General features: G+C 66.6%; 17 protein-coding genes. All 17 read left to right on the top strand.

Features of this window, described 5'->3' with window-relative positions; all coding sequences use genetic code 11:
• Position 1 precedes the first annotated feature (1 nt).
• The 17 genes from flgJ (at position 2) to fliF (ending at position 19,163) form a co-directional block, all read left to right on the top strand.
• The gene (gene flgJ / locus AC3IPM_RS09510; protein WP_489303792.1) at positions 2-1,228 is read left to right on the top strand and encodes a flagellar assembly peptidoglycan hydrolase FlgJ; all 1,227 of its coding nucleotides are present in this window, start codon (positions 2-4) and stop codon (positions 1,226-1,228) included.
• Between the two features lie 8 nt (positions 1,229-1,236).
• Positions 1,237-3,117 (top strand): flagellar hook-associated protein FlgK, encoded by a 1,881-nt coding sequence (flgK, locus tag AC3IPM_RS09505; protein ID WP_489303790.1) that lies wholly within the window; start codon positions 1,237-1,239, stop codon positions 3,115-3,117.
• Positions 3,114-4,316 carry a flagellar hook-associated protein FlgL gene (gene flgL, locus AC3IPM_RS09500; RefSeq protein ID WP_489303788.1) on the top strand — a complete coding sequence of 401 codons (1,203 nt, stop codon included), beginning with the start codon at positions 3,114-3,116 and terminating at the stop codon, positions 4,314-4,316. The genes flgK and flgL overlap by 4 nt, the downstream gene beginning before the upstream one ends.
• Positions 4,317-4,727: 411 nt before the next feature.
• Complete coding sequence (locus AC3IPM_RS09495) at positions 4,728-5,900, top strand: flagellin (protein WP_489303786.1); 1,173 nt, start codon at positions 4,728-4,730, stop codon at positions 5,898-5,900.
• Between the two features lie 71 nt (positions 5,901-5,971).
• Complete coding sequence (locus AC3IPM_RS09490) at positions 5,972-7,168, top strand: flagellin (RefSeq protein ID WP_489303784.1); 1,197 nt, start codon at positions 5,972-5,974, stop codon at positions 7,166-7,168.
• 81 nt (positions 7,169-7,249) lie between these two features.
• Positions 7,250-8,467, top strand: coding sequence for a flagellin (locus AC3IPM_RS09485; RefSeq protein ID WP_489303782.1), 1,218 nt, complete (start codon positions 7,250-7,252; stop codon positions 8,465-8,467).
• Positions 8,468-8,899: 432 nt separating this feature from the next.
• Positions 8,900-10,282: a flagellar filament capping protein FliD gene (fliD, locus tag AC3IPM_RS09480; RefSeq protein ID WP_489303780.1), complete on the top strand. Its 1,383-nt coding sequence runs from the start codon at positions 8,900-8,902 to the stop codon at positions 10,280-10,282.
• A 129-nt stretch (positions 10,283-10,411) separates the two neighbouring features.
• A complete protein-coding gene (fliS, locus tag AC3IPM_RS09475; RefSeq protein WP_489303778.1) occupies positions 10,412-10,828 on the top strand; it encodes a flagellar export chaperone FliS in 417 nt (138 codons plus the stop codon).
• Complete coding sequence (locus tag AC3IPM_RS09470) at positions 10,828-11,133, top strand: hypothetical protein (RefSeq protein ID WP_489303776.1); 306 nt, start codon at positions 10,828-10,830, stop codon at positions 11,131-11,133. The genes fliS and AC3IPM_RS09470 overlap by 1 nt, the downstream gene beginning before the upstream one ends.
• Positions 11,130-11,711, top strand: coding sequence for a PilZ domain-containing protein (locus AC3IPM_RS09465; protein WP_489303774.1), 582 nt, complete (start codon positions 11,130-11,132; stop codon positions 11,709-11,711). The genes AC3IPM_RS09470 and AC3IPM_RS09465 overlap by 4 nt, the downstream gene beginning before the upstream one ends.
• 105 nt (positions 11,712-11,816) lie before the next feature.
• On the top strand, positions 11,817-12,449 hold the full coding sequence (locus AC3IPM_RS09460; protein ID WP_489303772.1) for a response regulator: 633 nt from the start codon (positions 11,817-11,819) through the stop codon (positions 12,447-12,449).
• Positions 12,450-12,722: 273 nt separating this feature from the next.
• A complete protein-coding gene (gene rpoN, locus AC3IPM_RS09455; RefSeq protein WP_489303770.1) occupies positions 12,723-14,132 on the top strand; it encodes an RNA polymerase factor sigma-54 in 1,410 nt (469 codons plus the stop codon).
• A 14-nt stretch (positions 14,133-14,146) separates the two neighbouring features.
• Positions 14,147-14,524 carry a response regulator gene (locus AC3IPM_RS09450; protein ID WP_489303768.1) on the top strand — a complete coding sequence of 126 codons (378 nt, stop codon included), beginning with the start codon at positions 14,147-14,149 and terminating at the stop codon, positions 14,522-14,524.
• Positions 14,521-16,017 (top strand): sigma-54 dependent transcriptional regulator, encoded by a 1,497-nt coding sequence (locus AC3IPM_RS09445; RefSeq protein ID WP_489303766.1) that lies wholly within the window; start codon positions 14,521-14,523, stop codon positions 16,015-16,017. Before AC3IPM_RS09450 ends, AC3IPM_RS09445 begins: the two co-directional genes overlap by 4 nt.
• 159 nt (positions 16,018-16,176) lie before the next feature.
• Positions 16,177-16,599, top strand: a complete 423-nt coding sequence (locus AC3IPM_RS09440) for a hypothetical protein (protein WP_489303764.1) — start codon at positions 16,177-16,179, stop codon at positions 16,597-16,599.
• A gap of 542 nt (positions 16,600-17,141) precedes the next feature.
• The gene (gene fliE / locus AC3IPM_RS09435; RefSeq protein ID WP_489304075.1) at positions 17,142-17,504 is read left to right on the top strand and encodes a flagellar hook-basal body complex protein FliE; all 363 of its coding nucleotides are present in this window, start codon (positions 17,142-17,144) and stop codon (positions 17,502-17,504) included.
• A 12-nt stretch (positions 17,505-17,516) separates the two neighbouring features.
• Complete coding sequence (gene fliF / locus AC3IPM_RS09430; RefSeq protein WP_489303762.1) at positions 17,517-19,163, top strand: flagellar basal-body MS-ring/collar protein FliF; 1,647 nt, start codon at positions 17,517-17,519, stop codon at positions 19,161-19,163.
• Positions 19,164-19,167: the final 4 nt, after the last annotated feature.

The raw sequence follows: 19,167 nt of genomic DNA, 5'->3' as shown, positions 1-19,167 counted from the left end.
CATGCGCATTCAACCCGCACTGGAGCTCAACCCGGCCCAGCCCAACAGCCCGGCCAAGATCGACAAGGTCGCGCGCCAGCTGGAAGGCCAGTTCGCGCAGATGCTGGTCAAAAGCATGCGCGATGCCAGTTTCGGCGATTCGCTGTTCCCCGCCGAAAACACCATGTTCCGCGAGATGTACGACAAGAAGATCGCCGAAACCATGACCCGTGGCCGTGGCCTGGGGCTGTCGACGATGATCGCCCGCCAGCTCGGCGCGGCCGAGGGCGAGGCGACCAAGCCGACCGATACCACGTTGAATCCGGCGGCGGCGCTGCGCGCGTACCGGCTCAACGCACCCGCCGCTGCCGCGATGCCGCTGCCCGCGGCCAACGCCCCGGCGACGGCGCCACGCGAAGTGGACCTGTTGCAGCAGCTCAATGGCGGTGAGCCTTCGGCGGTGCTGCAGCCGATGGAGCGTGCGCTGGACCTGATCGCCGGCCGCGAAAGCAGCCAGATGCACGAGGCGATCGGCCGCAGTGATCCGTACAGCGCCGCCGCTGGCGTGCAGGAACCCACCCAGGAGAACTGGGCGGCGATGTCCGATGACCGCTGGCGCGACCTCAACGGCAACGGCAGCCGCGCCCCCGGCGCGGTGGACACGCTGGCCGGCAGCACCGCGGCCGCGCAGCTCGGCGCGCACACCCCGGAAGGCTTCGTCGCCAGCATCTGGGGTCATGCCCAGCAGGCCGCGCGCGAACTCGGCGTGGATGCCAAGGCGCTGGTCGCCCAGGCCGCGCTGGAAACCGGTTGGGGCCGCAAGCTGATCCAGCGCAATGGCGGTGGCAGCTCGCACAACCTGTTCGGAATCAAGGCCAGTGGCTGGAGCGGCGAGCGCGCCACCACCGGCACCCATGAATATGTCGATGGCGTGCGCCGCAACGAAACCGCCAGCTTCCGTGCCTATGGCTCGGTCGCCGACAGCTTCGCCGACTACGTCAAGCTGCTCAAGAACAGCCCGCGCTACCAGAACGCGCTGCAGGCCGGCGGCGATGTCCGCAGCTTCGCCCAGGGCCTGCAGAAGGCCGGCTATGCCACCGACCCGGCCTACGCGGCCAAGATCGCCGCGATCGCCGGCGGCCCGACCATCGAGCGCGCCGTTGCCGCCGTGGGCGATGCCAGCCAGCGCCTGGGCCGCACCTTTGCCAGCACCGCCAGCCCGACCGGGCTGGGTGTCATCCGTCGTTGAGGTAACCCATGTCCAGCGTACTTTCCACCGGCACCAGCGCCCTGCTCGCCTTCCAGCGCGCACTGGCGACCACCAGCCATAACGTCGCCAACATCAACACGCCCGGCTACAGCCGGCAGAAGGTCGACTTCGCCACCGCCAACCCGCAGAACTACGGGTATGGCGATGTGGGCAACGGCACCCGGATCACCGATATCCGCCGCGTCGCCGACCAGCTGGCGATCTCGCGCCTGCTCGATGGCAGTGGCGAACTGGCCCGGCTCAAGCAGCTGTCCACCATGGCCGACCGCGTCGATGCGATGTTTTCCGATACCGCGACCAACGTGGCCGGGGTCTGGTCGAACTTCTTCGACTCGGTCAGCGGGCTGTCCTCCAACGCCTCGGGCACGGCCGACCGGCAGAGCATGCTCGACAGCGGCAAGAGCCTGGTCGGACGCTTCCAGCAGCTCAATGCCCAGCTCGACAACCTCAACGGCGAGGTCAACAACGGCCTGATCGCCGGTGCCAGCGAGATCAACCGGCTGGCCAAGGAAATCGCCCAGCTCAACGGTGTGATCGGTGGCAACGCCGCCAACGCCGCGCCGGACCTGCTCGACCGCCGCGACCAGCTGATCGCCAACCTGGTCGGCTACACCGGCGGCAACGCGGTGATGCAGGACGGCGGCATCATGAACGTCTACACCGCTGGCGGCCAGGCACTGGTGGTGGGTACCACCGCCTCCAAGGTCACCACCGTCACCGACCCGTACATGCCCGAGCGCCTGCAGTTGGCGCTGGAAAGCCAGGGCCAGAAGATCACCATCGAGCCGAAGACCATCGGCGGGCAGATCGGTGGCCTGCTGGAATTCCGCGACACCGTGCTCACGCCCACCCAGGCCGAACTTGGCAAGCTGGCGATCGGCCTGGCCAGCAGCTTCAACGACGTGCATCACCAGGGTGCGGACCTGTACGGCAACCTGGGCGGTGATTTCTTCAACATCGGCAACCCGCGCATCACCAGCAACGCCAACAACACCGGTAGCGCGACGATGGCCGCCAGCTTTGGCGATCTGTCCAAGCTGGATGGGCAGAACATCGTGCTGAAGTTCGATGGCACCCAGTGGCAGGCCAGCCGCGCCGACACCGGTGCGTCGATCCCCATGACCGGCACCGGCAGCGCCACCGACCCGCTGAAGATCAACGGCGTCGAACTGGTCATGAGCGGCACCCCGGCCGCCAACGACCGCATGCTGCTGCAGCCCACGGCCGGTGTCGCCGGCAACATGTCGGTGGCCATCACCGATACCTCGCGCATCGCTGCTGCCGCCCCGATCAAGGGCAGCGCCGGGCTGAGCAACACCGGCACCGGCAAGCTCACCGGGGTCAAGGTCACCGACCACGCCAATGCCAACCTGCGCAATCCGGCCGCCATCGTGTTCACCAGCGGTACCCAGTACACCATCGACGGTACCGGTCCGTTCACCTACACCGCCGGCCAGACCATCAGCGCCAACGGCTGGAGCTTCGTGCTCGACGGTGCGCCCAAGACCGGCGACACGTTCAGCATCGGCCCCACCCCGGCCGGCTCCTCGGACAACAGCAACGCCCTGCTGCTGGCCAAGGTCGAAAATGCCAAGGCCTTCAACGCCGGCACCGTGACCCTCACCGGTGCGCTCGGTGGGCTGACCACCCAGGTCGGCGCCGCCGCCCGCGCCGCCGACTATTCGCTGCAGGCCCAGCAGGTCATCACCGACCAGGCCCAGGCCGCGCGCGATGGCGTCTCCGGCGTCAACCTGGACGAGGAAGCCTCGGACATGCTGCGCCTGCAACAGGCCTACCAGGCCGCCTCGCAGCTGATTTCCACCGCCGACAACATGTTCCAGACCATCCTGGGGGCCGTCTCGCGATGAACAACCGCATTTCCACCGGGATGATGTTCAACCAGTCGGTGTCGCTGATGATGGCCAAGCAGGCCAAGATGAGCCACCTGGAACAGCAGATCGCCACCGGCCGCAAACTGGTGACCGCCAAGGACGACCCGGTCGCCTCCGGCAGCGCGGTCGGCCTGGACCGGACCCTGGCCGCGCTGGAGCGCATGCAGCTCAATGCCGGCAACGTGCAGAACCGCCTCGGCCAGCAGGAAAACGCGCTGGCCCAGGTCGGCGACATGATGGGCCGCATCACCGAACTGACCATCTACGCCAACAACCCGGCGCTGGCCCCGGCCGACAAGAAGTCCATGGTCACGGAAATCGAAGCGATCCGCGGCAATCTGCTGGCGCTCGCCAACAGCACCGATGGCACCGGCCGCTACCTGTTCGGCGGCACCGCCGACGGCAGCCCGCCGTTCAGCCAGGTCGACGGCAAGGTGGTCTACAACGGCGACCAGACCCAGCGCGAGGTCGAAGTCGGCCCGGATACCTACGTGCGCGATGCCCTGCCCGGCAGCGAGATCTTCCTGCGCATCGTCACCGGCGACGGCCAGGTCGACGGTGGCGCCGCCACCGGTAACACCGGCACCGGCGTGCTCACCAACGTAACCCGCGACGGCACCGACAGCTGGAACGGCCAGGCCTTCAGCCTGCGCTTCACCGCCGCGGACCAGTACGAAGTGCTCGATGCCGGCGGTACGGTGGTCTCCACCGGCAGCATGAAGCCGGGCGATGACGTGGTGGTCAACGGCGTGCGCCTGCACATCGAAGGCAAGCCCGCCGCCGGGGATCGCTTCGAGGTCACCGCCTCGACCAGCCGCGACATCTTCAGCACCCTGGACAGCCTGATCGGCTCGCTGTCGATGGACACCGGTACTCCCGCCAAGGCCGCCGCCCAGCAGAACCTCCTGCAAAGTGGCCTGCGCGACGTCGCCCGCGCCTCCGAGCGCATGATCGACTCCCGCGCCGCCGGCGGTGCCCAGCTCAAGGCGCTGGACAATGCCTCGGACATGCGTGAAGCCAACGCGGTCACGCTCAAGGGCACTCTCTCGCAGATGCGCGACCTCGACTACGCCGACGCGATCAGCCAGTACCAGCTCGAAAAGACCGCCCTGCAGGCCGCGCAGACCCTGTTCTCGCAGATGCAGTCGATGTCGTTGTTCAACATGATTCGATGAGCTGAACCGACGTCCTGGTTCGCCCCAGGGCCGCGATGCGCACAGCATCGCGGCCTTTTTTTTGTTCTTCTCCCCTTGGAGGGGTGTCTCACGCCCGGATCAACAGCCGCGGCTTCGTTCTGGGTGTGAGGCGAGCGTTGGGCCCCGTTGGTGGCGGGCAGGCGCCGCCCCTGCACCGGGCATTCGCAAAAAAACCCTTGAATTCCCGCTCCGCCGGCCGTTAACCCTTATGTCCGGCAGCCACGCCATGGCCCCGGACAGCGGTTCAGACAACCCCGGCGACATTTCTGCCTAAAGGTTGTTGACAAAGCGCCGTTATTCATTTGGCAACAGCGAAGCACACAGCCAAACAAAAAAATCGGCGGCGCTTCGTTTCATTCACCACCGGGATTCCAATAAGGGAGACGACCCATGGCACAGGTAATCAACACCAATACGATGTCGCTTAACGCTCAGCGCAACCTGAGCACCAGCGGCAGCTCGCTCGCTACCACCATCCAGCGCCTGTCGTCGGGCCTGCGCATCAACAGCGCAAAAGACGACGCCGCCGGCTTGGCAATTTCCGAGCGCTTCGGCACCCAGATCCGCGGCACCGACGTCGCCATCCGCAATGCCAATGACGGCATTTCGCTGGCCCAGGTCGCCGAAGGTTCCCTCAGCGAAATCGGCAACAACCTGCAGCGCGTCCGCGAACTGGCCGTGCAGGCGTCCAACGCCACCAACTCCGCCAGCGACCGCAAGGCGCTGCAGGCCGAAGTGACCCAGCTGGTCAGCGAAATCGACCGCGTCGCCAAGCAGTCCGACTTCAACGGCACCAAACTGCTCGACGGCAGCTTCACCAGCCAGCTGTTCCAGGTCGGCGCCAATGCCGGCCAGGCCATCGCCATCAACAACGTCGTCGATGCCAAGGCCAGCTCGCTGGGCAACGCCAAGTTCGCCCCAGCCGCCACCGGCACCGCTGTCACCGCCATCACCGCGCAGACCGACATCACCGGCCTGACCATCAATGGCACCACCATCGGCACCATCAGCGGCAAGACCACCAGCGAACTGGCCGCCTCGGCCGCCGCCCAGATCAATTCCCGCATCGGCGAAGCCGGCGTGTATGCCGAAGTGATCACCACCACCGGTACCCCCGACACCTATGCGTTGAAGATGACCACGGTCAAGGCCGACCAGGACCTGGTCATCACCGGCGGCACCGCCCTGGGCCTGGTCAACTCCACCGCCGCCGCCCCGACGTCCGTCGCTGCCACCGCAACGCCCGGCTTCGTCCAGGACCTCGACGTGTCGTCCTACGTCGGCGCACAGAAGGCACTGGAAATTGTCGACAAGGCGCTGGAATCGGTCAACAGCGTGCGTGCCGACCTCGGCGCCATCCAGAACCGCTTCACCTCCGTCGTCGCCAACCTGCAGACCTCCTCGGAAAACCTGTCGGCATCGCGCAGCCGCATCCGCGACACCGACTTCGCCAAGGAAACGGCCGAACTGACCCGCACCCAGATCCTGCAACAGGCCGGCACCGCCATGCTGGCCCAGGCCAACCAGGTTCCACAGAACGTGCTCAGCCTGTTGCAGCGCTGACATGAGCCGCCCCTGAAGCACGTCAGGGGCGTCTAACCCATCGTACGTGCACTGCTCAAGGACCTCTCCTCATGGCACAAGTCATCAACACCAACACGATGTCGTTGAATGCTCAGCGCAACCTGAGCACCAGCGGCAGCTCCCTGGCCACCACCATCCAGCGCCTGTCCTCGGGTTCGCGCATCAACAGCGCCAAGGACGATGCGGCCGGTCTGGCCATCTCCGAGCGCTTTGGTACCCAGATCCGCGGTACCGACGTCGCCATCCGCAATGCCAATGACGGCATTTCGCTGGCCCAGGTCGCCGAAGGCTCGCTGACCGAAATCGGCAACAACCTGCAGCGCGTCCGCGAGCTGTCGGTGCAGGCCTCCAACGCCACCAACTCCGCCAGTGACCGCAAGGCGCTGCAGGCCGAAGTGACCCAGCTGGTCAGCGAAATCGACCGCGTTGCCAAGCAGTCCGATTTCAACGGCACCAAGCTGCTGGACGGCAGCTTCACCAGCCAGCTGTTCCAGGTCGGCGCCAATGCCGGTCAGGCCATCGCCATCGACAAGGTCGTGGACGCCAAGGCCAACGCCCTGGGCGGCGCCCAGTTCGCCACCGGTGCGGTTGCCATCGCCGCTGCCGGCAGCGCCACCGCCGACATCGCCCTGACCGGCCTGAGCATCACCGACAGCAAGGGCGCCAAGGTTGATTTTGCCGACCTGACCGTCAAGAGCGCGGGCAGCGTTGCCGCCACCGGTACCGCCGCCGCCACTGCGCTGGCCTCGCACATCAATGCCAAGATCGGCGAAACCGGCGTCTTTGCTGAAGTCGACGCTGCCGGCACCGGCCTGACCCTGACCTCGGTCAAGGACAGCATCGACAAGACCGGCGCCTACAAGGGCTTCACTGTCGCCGCTACCGGCGCCACCTACACCGATGCCTCCACCGCACCGGCCGTCCCGGCCAAGCAGTTCGCCGACAAGATCGACGTGTCCACCGTCAAGGGTGCACAGCAGGCGATGGAAGTGGTTGACAAGGCCCTGAGCGCCATCAACAACACCCGTGCTGACCTGGGTGCCATCCAGAACCGCTTCACCTCGGTCGTTGCCAACCTGCAGACCTCCTCGGAGAACCTGTCCGCGTCGCGTAGCCGCATCAAGGACACGGATTTCGCCAAGGAAACCGCAGAGCTGACCCGCACCCAGATCCTGCAGCAGGCCGGTACGGCCATGCTGGCCCAGGCCAACCAGGTGCCGCAGAACGTGCTCAGCCTGCTGCGCTGATCGCCGCCGCATCCGACGGCGCCGGCCTGACCGGCGCCGTCTCCACCGTCTCACGCACCACCCAAGCCTGAAGGAACTCCCATGGCACAAGTCATCAACACCAACACCATGTCGTTGAATGCCCAGCGCAATCTGAGCACCAGCGGCAGCTCCCTGGCCACCACCATCCAGCGCCTGTCCTCGGGTTCGCGCATCAACAGCGCCAAGGACGATGCGGCCGGTCTGGCCATCTCCGAGCGCTTTGGTACCCAGATCCGCGGCACCGACGTCGCCATCCGCAATGCCAACGACGGCATTTCGCTGGCCCAGGTCGCCGAAGGTTCGCTGACCGAAATCGGCAACAACCTGCAGCGCGTCCGCGAGCTGTCGGTGCAGGCCTCCAACGCCACCAACTCCGCCAGCGACCGCAAGGCGCTGCAGGCCGAAGTGACCCAGCTGGTCAGCGAAATCGACCGCGTTGCCAAGCAGTCCGACTTCAACGGCACCAAGCTGCTGGACGGTTCGTTCTCCAGCCAGCTGTTCCAGGTCGGCGCCAATGCCGGTCAGGCCATCGCCATCGACAAGGTCGTGGACGCCAAGGCCAACGCCCTGGGCGGCGCCAGCTTCGACAGCATCAGCTTCGTCGCTGCCGCACCGGCTGACGGTGCCACCGCGGTGAAGATCGCGGGCATGACCATCACCAACGCCTCCGGTGCTGCCGTGGCCATCGACACCGTCGACGTTGCCGCCCAGGGCGGTGCCGACGGCACCAAGACCCAGGATGCGGCCACCAAGGCCCTGGTCAGCGCGATCAACGCCAAGCTCGGTGAAACCGGCGTGCTCGCCGAGGCCGATGCGGCCGGCGGCGGCAAGATCAACCTGTCCTCGGTCAAGGACAGCGTCGACAAGAATGGCGCTTTCCTGGGCATCGCCCTGGAAACCGGCACCTGGACCGGCGCCACCGGCCCGGCCGACGTCGCCGCCAGCACCACGGCAGTGGCCAAGTCGTTCGCCGACAAGATCGACGTGTCCACCGTCAAGGGTGCACAGCAGGCGATGGAAGTGGTTGACAAGGCCCTGAGCGCCATCAACAACACCCGTGCTGACCTGGGTGCGATCCAGAACCGCTTCACCTCGGTCGTTGCCAACCTGCAGACCTCCTCGGAAAACCTGTCCGCGTCGCGTAGCCGCATCAAGGACACCGATTTCGCCAAGGAAACCGCAGAGCTGACCCGCACCCAGATCCTGCAGCAGGCCGGTACGGCCATGCTGGCCCAGGCCAACCAGGTGCCGCAGAACGTGCTCAGCCTGCTGCGCTGATCCACGCGCCTTCGCCGCCGGCTTCGGCCGGCGGCGAAAGCAACCCCGCATCATCCGCTGCGCAGGAACGGGCCATGTCCATGGTCGGCACCGTGGCCATGGCCCGCCCCTGCGGTATTACTGTTATCAGCGCTGTCTTTTTGACTGAACTCCCCGGGTGGCTTCGTCTCCCCCCGCTTTTCAGTAAGCCTGACCCCTCCTCTGCATTGGAGGAGGGTTTTTTACAGACCACCGGCCCGGCCTCTTACCGCGGCCCTGCCCTGGAACACCTGCAAAGCGCGTGCCATTTTCACGATGCGCCACCCGCCAGGTGCTTCTGGCACAACTCCTGCATCAACGTGGTTCTAAAGACCTGGCGGCTCCGGCCGCTAATTTCGTTGACAGCATGACCGCGCGGCATCGCCGCAGCGGCATACAGACAGGAGAAACAACGTGGCTGACTTCGGTTACGGCGGCATCGGTTCTGGACTGGACATTTCCGCCATCGTGAACAACCTGGTGGCGGCTGACCGCAAGCCGGCGGACAACGCACTGAACCTGCAGCAGTCCAAGGCCAAGATGCAGCTCTCGGCGGTGGGCACGGTCAAGTCCGCGTTCGACCTGCTCAGCACCTCGCTGAAGGGGCTCAAGGCGTCCACCGCGTTCGACGCGCGCCTGGTCAGCGTCACCAAGACCGGCACCGAAGACTTCCTGACCGCGACCAGCACCAATCTGGCGGCCACCGGCAGCCACAAAGTCAACGTGACCCAGCTGGCCGCGGCCAACAAGTGGATCGCCGACACCGCTGTGCCCAAGACCAAGACCTTCGGCGTCGGAACGCTGACGCTGGATGTGGGTGTGGGCGACAAGATGAAGTCGCTGGAGATCCAGGTCGAGGCCGATGACACCCTGTCTTCGATCCGCACCAAGATCGACAAAGCCGGGCGCAGCCTGGGCGTGCAGACCACCTTGATTGCTTCCGGCGATGACCAGTTCCTGTCGCTGTCGCAGGAAAAGTCCGGCACCGCCAACGCGATCAAGCTGCGCGCTGGCACCGGCAATGCCGACCTGACCGCACTGGCCGCCAGCATGAGCGAGCGCACCGCGGCGGCCGATGCCAAGCTGACCATCGATGGCGTCGCAGTGGTCAGCAGCGAGAATACCGTCACCGACGTGGTCCCCGGCCTGACCCTCAACCTCAAGAAGCCCGGCGAAAGCACCGTCACCATCAGTACCGACGTGGCCGCCGCGCGCAAGGTCATGCAGGAATTCGTGACCGCCTACAACGGCGCGATCGCGGCGATCAACACGGCCACCAAGTACGACATCAAGACCAAGGAACCGTCCTCGCTCACCGGCGATGCACAGATGCGTGGCGCCTCCAGCCAGCTGCGCGCGGTGATGGGTGGCGTGCTCAAGGACCTGGCCGCGGCCGGCCTGGACCCCAAGACCCTGGGCCTGCAGACCCGCGCCTATCCCAATGCGGACGGCAGCCTGGTACTGGATGCCACCAAGTTCGAAGCGGCACTGGTCAACCAGGCCGGTGCGGTGCGCACCGCCATCACCGGCGATGACGGCCAGGCCGCCAAGCTGTTCAACCTGATCGACGGCTATGTCAGCACCACCGTTGGCAAGGAAGGCGCGTTCGTATCGCGCACCAAGAGCATCGACACCACCCTGACCGACATCGACAAGCGTCGCAAGGCGCTGGACGTGCGCATGACCGGTGTCGAGGCGCGCTACAAGAAGCAGTTCCTCGCCCTGGATGCGTTGATGGGCAAGATGAGCCAGGTGACCTCCTCGCTCACCTCCCAGCTCAACCAGCTCGCCAAGTAATACCGCTGTGGCGCACTCAAGTTGAGGGCGCCCACGGCCGATATCGGTATCGACGCAGGACCCACGCAGGCTCCACCCCGGTGCCGCAGACCGCGAGGCACGCGGCCCCGCATGAAGGAGACATGATTGATGTACGGTTCGAACCGTCAATTCACCGAGCAGTACCGACAGGTTGGCGTGCAGAGCGCGATCACCGACGCCGACCCGCACAAGCTGGTGGCGCTGCTGCTGTCGGGTGCACTGGAACGCGTACGGCTGGCCCAGGCCTGCCTGGAACGCGGCGACCAGGCACGCAAGGGCAAGGCGATCGGCGAAGTCTGCGCGATCGTGGGCCACCTCAACGGCTCGCTGGACCATGAGGCCGGCGGTGAGATCGCCGGCAATCTGTCCTCGCTGTACGACTACGTGATGCACCGGCTGACCGAAGCCAACCTGCACAACGACCCGGCCGCATTGCAGGAGTCGCTGGATCTGCTGGGCGAGATCGACGCCGCCTGGAACGCGATTCCACGCGAGCAGCGCCAGCCGACCGCGGCAGCCTTGTGATGGAGGCGGCCCTGTCGCTGGACACCCTCAATGCCGACCTCGACGCGCTCGAACGCGCGTTGCTGGCCGAAGACCATGACCATGCCGCGCACTGCCTGGACGCGCTGCATGACCATCAGCAGGCGTGGCTGGCACAGCCCGAGGCGCTCACCGATGTGCCTGGGTTGAGCGCGCTGGAAGGCCGCCAGCAGCGCATCATGGTGATGATGATGAGCCAGCGCGACGACGCCGCCCAGCATCTGCGCCAGGGCGTTGTCGCCGGCCGCGCCGCCCGTGCCTACCTCACTGCAGAATCCCTGACATGACCGAACGGCGCACCAGCGACATCCATCACCCGGCCGAGAGCGAGCTGTTCGATGAAACGCTGAGCTGCGAGGTCGCGTTGCCGGCCGAATTCCGCCTCGGCAGCGCGGTGATCCGCCCCGGCAGCGCCGAGACCCTGCTGCGCAGCGTGGCCCTGGTGGAGGATTCGCGCGGCGACGACGGCCATGACGAGCGCGGCGAAGCCACCGCCCAGCTGCAACGGCTGGAGGCCAAGCTGGACCTGACCATGGTGTTGCTGGGCCGACTGGTCCGGCAGAGCACCCAGGACCTGGACCTGCGCCCGCTGCGCTGGTCGCGGCGCGGCATCCGGCTCGAGCTGGGCACCCGCAGCGGTGCCAGCGCCGGCAGCCTGGGCGTGATCCGGCTGCAGCCCTGCGACTGGCTGCCCGACCATATCGACCTGCCCGTGGCGGTACTGGCCGAAGCGGCCAGCGGTGCCGGCAGTGTGTTCCTGTGGCTGCGCTTCGAGCCGATGAGCGATGCGCTGGAAATGGCGCTGGAGCGGCATCTATTCCGCCTGCACCGGCGCCAGATCGCCGACGCGCGGCGCCTGCGCTGAGCGGATTGGGCTCCATACGCCCCCGACTGTGACGCATTCGGCTTGGCGGTAGCCCGCCACTCCGTTAAGGTGACGACCTCCCCGCTGCCTGTTCACACTCTGCCTGTGCGCGTTCTCATCGTTGACGATCACACCCTGGTCCGCGCCGGCCTCAGCCGGCTGCTCCAGGGCTTTGCCGACGTGGACGTCGTGGCCGAGGCCAGCAATGCCGAACAGTCGCTGCAACTGGCCATCCAGCACAGCCCTGACGTGATCCTGATGGACCTCTCGCTGCCTGGCCGTACCGGCCTGGAAGCGCTGAGCGACATCCTGCTGCGTGCACCCGGCACCCGCGTGGTGATGATGACCATGCACGACGATGCCGTGCACGTGCGCGATGCCCTGGACCGCGGTGCGGTCGGCTTCGTGGTCAAGGATGCCGCCCCGCAGGAGCTGGAGCTGGCGCTGCGTGCCGCCCATGCCGGCCAGGTGTTCCTGAGCCCGCAGATCTCGGCCAAGATGCTGGCGCCGATGCTGGGCAGGGAAAAGCCGGTCGGCATTGCCGCCCTGTCGCCGCGCCAGCGCGAGATCCTGCGCCAGATCGGCAAGGGCGAAAGCAACAAGGAAATCGCGGCGGACCTGGGCATCAGCGTCAAGACCGTGGAGACCCACCGCGCACGCATGATGGAATCGCTGGGCTGCCGTCGCGCCAATGATCTGTTGCTGCTGGCCGCCCGCCACCAGCACGAGCTGGAGTAACCGCGCGCGCCTTCGCGCCGATTCCCCGACACCCCGGCCACCCTCAAGGCGGCACTGTCAGGAATTTGAACAGCATCACGCCGCCTCGGCCACGGAAATACAAGATCCCAGCGGCGCAAGGCGTCAAATAACCGAATTGGTGTAGGGGAAACCCCTACTCACTGTCAGGTATTTGACGACCCGACTCAGGAACCCCCTGATTCCGCCCACGCGGGAACACAAGCAAGATGTGTTCCATACCGCGCCGGGGAGTCGGCGCGACGGGGAACACGCATGAAACCGACGATGTCGACCCAGCTGGGTCAGCAACTGCACCTCACGCCACAACTGCTGCAGTCGATCCGGCTGCTGCAGCTGGACGGCATGCAGCTGGAGCTGGAAATCCGCCGCGCGCTGGAGACCAACCCGCTGCTGGAAATCGAGGAAGCGCCCGAGCCGGTCGCCGCCGACACCAGCGACGCCACCACCACGCTGGAAGTGGCCGCCTTCGATGAGCTGCCCGAATCCAACCTGTGGGATGTGGCCGGGGCCAGCTGGCACGACGGCGACGACGATCGCCTGCAGCGCATCGCCGCCGACGAATCCAGCGACCCGCAGCTGCGTGCCCTGCAGCGCCTGTCGCTGGACCTGGATGCGCGCGAGCTGGCCGTGGCCAGCTTCTGGCTGGAGCATTGCGACGAAGCCGGTTACCTGGAAGCGCCGCTGGCGCAGCTGCAGCTGCTGGCCAGCGCCCGCTGCGACGTGGATGCGGCCGGGGTGGAAGCGGTGCGCCAGCAGATCCTGCACGGTGACCCGGCCGGCCTGGCCGCCCAGGACCTGCACGAATGCCTGAGCGTGCAGCTGCGCGCCCTGCCCGGCCGCGTGCCGGCACGGCACCTGGCCCAGCGCGTGCTGGATGAAGGCCTGGCCAGCCTGGCCGCGCACGACTACCTCGCGCTGGCCCGGCAGCTGGACGCTGAAGTGGCCGACATCCATGAAGCGGTGCGGCTGATCCTGTCGCTGCAGCCGCGCCCGGGCGACAGCCTGCTGCCCGAGCACAACGCCGCGGTGATTCCGGACGTGATCGCCTGGCACGCCGATGGCCAGTGGAAGGTCGCGTTGAACCCGGCCACCAGCCGCCGGCTCAGCATCAACCCCAGCTACGAACAGGCCGTTGGCGAGGCAGGCGAAGCTGGCCAGCCCCTGCGCGACATGTTGCAGGAAGCCCGCTGGCTGACCCGTGGGCTGTCGATGCGCTATGACACCCTGCTGCGTACCACCCGCGTCATCATCGAACGCCAGGCCGGGTTCCTGACCCGCGGCGAAGAGGCGATGGCACCGCTGACCCTGAAGGAAGTGGCCGATGCGATCGGCATGCACGAGTCCACCGTCTCGCGCATCACCACCGGCAAGTACCTGCAGACCCCGCGCGGCACGCTGGAACTCAAGCACTTCTTCGCGGTGCGACTGGAAGGCGCCAGCGTCTCCGGCCAGGCGGTCAAGGCCATGGTCCGCCGCCTGATCGATGCCGAACCGGCCGGCCGTCCGCTGGCCGATGAAGCCATTGCCGGCCTGCTCTCGCGCCAGGGCGTCAACATCGCCCGCCGCACCGTTGCCAAGTACCGTGAACAACTCGATATCGCCCCGGCGCGCGAGCGCCGCAGGCACAATGCCCGCACCCCGCTATTGGCCCGGGTGGGCTGAAGGAAATGGAACGCATGAACAAGCTCACCGTCCTGCTGGTCGACGACCACGAAGGCTTCATCAACGCCGCCATGCGCCACTTCCGCAAGGTGGACTGGCTGGACGTGATCGGCAGCGCCGCCAATGGCCTGGAAGCGATTGAACGCTCCGAGTCGCTGCGCCCGCGCGTGGTGCTGATGGACCTGGCCATGCCGGAGATGGGCGGCCTGCAGGCCACCCGCCTGATCAAGTCGCAGGACGACGCGCCGTACATCGTCATCGCCAGCCACTTCGATGACGCCGAGCACCGCGAGCACGCCCTGCGTGCCGGTGCCGACAACTTCGTCAGCAAGCTGTCGTACATCCAGGAAGTCATGCCGATCCTGGAAGGCCTGAAGGGGAATGGATCATGAGTGAGTCGCGCATTCTGGTGCTGGACAACGACGCCGTGCGTGCCGAGCGCACTGTTGCCCTGCTCGAATTCATGGACTTCAACCCGCGCTGGGTCTCCGACGCGGCCGACATCGACACCACCCGCCACCGCCCCACCGACTGGATGGCCGTGATCATCGGCAGCCTGGAACCCGGCGCGCGCAGCGATGCGCTGTTCGCCTGGGCCGGCCAGGGCGCCCTGCCGCCGCCGGTGATGCTGATCGACGGTGATGCCACCCGCTTCGCCCAGCAACATGGCCTGCACGAAGCCAATGTCTGGCCGCTGGAAGCACCGCTGCGCCATGCGCAGATGGAAGCGCTGCTGCGCCGGGCCAGCCTCAAGCGGCTCGATGCCGAGCACCAGGCCGGTGCCGTGCAGGAACAGGGCCCCACCGGTGACGGCGCCGCCGTCAGCGCGCTGCGCCTGATGATCGACCAGGTGGCCGCGTTCGATACCACCGTGCTGGTGCTGGGCGAATCGGGTACCGGCAAGGAAGTCGTGTCGCGTTCGATTCACCAGCGCTCGCCGCGTCGCGATGGGCCGTTCGTGGCGATCAACTGCGGCGCGATCCCGGCTGAACTGCTCGAGAGCGAACTGTTTGGTCACGAAAAAGGCGCCTTCACCGGCGCGCTGAGTGCCCGCAAGGGCCGTTTCGAAATGGCCGAAGGCGGCACTCTGCTGCTCGATGAAATCGGCGACATGAGTCTGCCGATGCAGGTCAAGCTGCTGCGCGTGCTGCAGGAGCGCAGCTTCGAGCGCGTGGGCGGCAACCAGACCATCCGCTGCAATGTGCGGGTGATCGCTGCCACCCATCGCGACCTCGAATCGCGCATCGCCGATGGCAAGTTCCGCGAGGATCTGTTCTATCGCCTCAACGTGTTCCCGATCGATGTTCCGGCACTGCGTGAGCGCAGCGAAGATCTGCCGGCACTGGTCACCACCATCGCCGGCCAGCTGGCCCGTACCGGTCGCGGCGAAGTGCGTTTCACTGCCGAAGCCCTGCAGGCGTTGGCCAGCTACGAATGGCCGGGCAACGTGCGCGAGCTGACCAACCTGGTCGAGCGCCTGGCCGTGCTGCATCCCTCGGGCAATGTGCGCGTGCAGGACCTGCCGGCCCGTTACCGCGGCGACTTCACCGTAGCTGCCGCCGTGGCGCCGGTCGTGCCACCGCCGAGCAGCGACGAACGTCTGGACCTGCGCAGTTTCTCGTTCCACACCCCGGCCCCGGCCGGCAGCGCCCCGCTGGAAAACGGCATCGGCCCGGTCACCCGCACCGCCGCCCTGCCCGACGCCGGCCTGGACCTGCGCAACCACATGGCCAACATCGAGCTCAACCTGATCAACGAGGCCCTCGAGCGCACCCAGGGCGTGGTGGCCCACGCCGCCCAACTGCTCGGCCTGCGCCGCACCACGCTGGTGGAAAAGCTGCGCAAGTACGGCATCGAGCGTGACCAGGCCGAGCTGGCCGGCTGAGCGCTACCCATAGGGTGCCAACGCTGAAGCCCGGGCATGTCCCGGGCTTTTTCGTTGGGGCATTCAAGGCAACGGCCTGTAGCCCGATTGCAACATTTCCTACAGACACGCGCCACCCGCTGACTAGCATCAAAGGCCCGTCCTGTTCGAGGTGGTCCGATGAACCTGCCCTCTGTTCTGCTCAGCCTGGCCCTGCTTCCAGCCACCGCCCTGGCAACTCCGGCCTGCACCTTGCCGGACACACTCGATGCACGTCAGTTCACCAACGTCAGCGACCCGCTCTATCGACCGGACAACCCCAACGCCGGGCGCATGGTGCAGGTGAACTTCGCTGCCAGCCAGTACGTGCTGGACATCCTCGGCACCCCGGTCAGCGTACAGGGCACCTACCATTACCGGCGCCACGCCCCGCATATCGGAGAAATCCAGATGCGTGAAGATTTCCCGGGCGGTACCGCCGCATACACCCTGCTGCTCACCTGCCTGAGCAATGGTGAAGGGATGTTCGTCTTCACGCAGCAGTCCGGCCCGATCGCCCCGGCCCACCGCCAGAACAGCGGCCGTTGGACGCTGAAGCCCTAGCTGCCAGAGCGAAATGCGGCCTCCAAAGCGTGGCTACACGAGGATGGCTACCTGCGCGCGCGCCACTGCATCCGAACGCAAGTACGGCATCGAACGCGACCAGGCTGAACTGGCCGGTTGATCTGAAAGTCCGGGTGCTGCCTGGTTCTTTTTTGGGTTGTTCTCCCATTTTCAGGGGGGCGTCTCACGCCAAGGGCAACAGCCGCGGGCAGGCGGCTGGACGGGCCTGATCTGACAATGGAGGTCCTCAAGGTACTGCCGTCTTCTTCAGGAACTGAGGCGCGCGTTGGGGGACATTCGCGCGCATGGGCATCAGGGCCCGCGCGCCAGTCACCTGCACCGCGAGGCCTTACAAGGAAAAACAGCGCCATCGCCGGTTTTCCGGCGTCGGCTATCCGACACCCGCGTCGGCAACCGGGCACTACCGCGCGACAACGCCGCCGCCAGCCCGCATCCCCACAAAACTGAACCATGCAGCGGTTTCGGCACGCCACTTGCAACGTATTCACCTGAAACCCCATCCCAGCTTCGGAACGTTCCAGATGTCGCACTCCGTCACCTCCGTCCTTTCCCAGATCCGCTCCTTCCAGACCCAGATGGGGCAACCTGCTGCCAGCCCGCTGACCGAGCTGCCGCGCAGCAATGCCATCCAGGGCCTGGTTACCCCCCAGGACGTCCAGGGCCCGAGCTTCACCGAAACCCTGCGCGGCGCCATCGCCGGCGTCAACGAAGCGCAGCAGAAATCCGGCGCGTTGGCCAAGGCGTTCGAACTGGGTGAGCCCGGTGCCGACCTTGCCAAAGTGATGGTCGCCTCGCAGCAGTCCCAGATCGCCTTCCGCGCCACCGTGGAAGTCCGTAACCGTCTCGTCCAGGCTTATCAGGACGTGATGAACATGCCGCTGTAAGGATAGAAACGCATGGCCCTGTCGCTTACCAAGGAATCCCTGAACGCCGAAAAGGCGGGCCAGTGGTTCGACCGGCTGCAAAGCCTGCAGATCACCCGTCGGCTCGGACTGATGGCGATGATCGCCGTGGCCGTGGCGGCAGGCCTGTTCGTGTTCTTCTGGTCGCAGAAGCCCGGCATGGTGCCGCTGTACACCGGGCTGGACCAGAAGGCCACGGCCGAGGCCACCGATCTGCTGCGCACCGCCCAGATTCCCTTCGAACTGGACCCGGCCACCGGCGGCATCGTCGTACCCGAGAAGAACCTGCACGACGCCCGCCTGAAGCTGGCTGGCTCGGGCCTCACCGACAGCGGCCGGCTCGGCTTTGAACTGATGGAGCGCGACCCCGGCTTCGGCGTCAGCCAGTTCGTCGAAAACGCCCGCTACCAGCACTCGCTGGAAACCGAACTGTCGCGCACCATCAACACCCTGCGCCCGGTCCGCGATTCGCGCGTGCACCTGGCCATTCCCAAGCCCAGCGCGTTCACCCGCCAGCGTGATGTTGCCAGCGCCTCGGTCGTGCTGGAACTGCGTGGTGGCCAGCAGCTCGAGCGCGGCCAGGTCGATGCGATCGTGCACATGGTCGCCGCCAGCATTCCTGACCTCACCCCCGAGCGTGTCACCGTGGTCGACCAGAGCGGGCGCATGCTCAGCGTGTCCGACCCGAACAGCGATGCGGCGATGAATGCCGCGCAGTTCGAGCAGGTGCGCCGCCAGGAAACCTCGTTCAACCAGCGCATCCGCGAACTGCTCGAGCCGATGACCGGCCCCGGCCGCGTCAATCCGGAAGTCAGCGTGGACATGGACTTCTCGGTGATCGAAGAAGCCCGCGAGCTGTACAACGGCGAGCCCCAGAAGCTGCGCAGCGAGCAGATGAGCGAGAACAGCAGCAGCACCCCCGGCCCGCAGGGCGTGCCCGGTGCCACCAGCAATACCCCGCCCGGCCCCGCCGCCGCACCGCCGCCGGTGGCCGCCGCGCCGACCGAGACCTCCAAGAACGCCACCCGCAACTACGAGCTGGACCGCACCCTGCAGCACACCCGCCAGCCGGCCGGCCGGATCAAGCGGGTGTCTGTGGCGGTACTGGTGGACAACGTGCCGCGCCCCGGCGCCAACGGCAAGACCACCGAACAGCCGCTGTCGGCAGCCGAACTGACCCGCGTCGAAGCATTGGTCAAGCAGGCCGTTGGCTTCAGTGCCGAACGTGGTGACACGGTGTCGGTGATGAATGCCCCGTTCGTGCGTGAAGTGACCCCGGTGGAAGGCCCCAAGTGGTGGGAACTGCCGCAGGTCCAGGACGGGCTGCGCCTGCTGCTCGGTGCGATCGTGGTGCTGGCGCTGGTGTTCGGCGTGCTGCGCCCGGCGCTGCGCTCGATCACCGGCCAGAACAAGAAGAACACCGACGATGCACTGGAACCGCACAGCGCCGATGTACAGCTGGTGGACGATGGCGAAGGCCTGCCCGCCTTGGGCAGCGAGCGCCTGCATGCGGCCGGACACGAAACGCTGGCGTTGCCGGTGGACTCCTACGAGGAACGACTGCGCATGGCGCGTGAAGCTGTAAAGACCGACTCCAAGCGCGTGGCCCAGGTGGTCAAGGGCTGGGTGGCCAATGATTGATGCC

Source organism: Stenotrophomonas sp. GL_111 (genome assembly GCF_057835245.1).
This window is presented reverse-complemented; position numbering and strand designations above follow the sequence as displayed.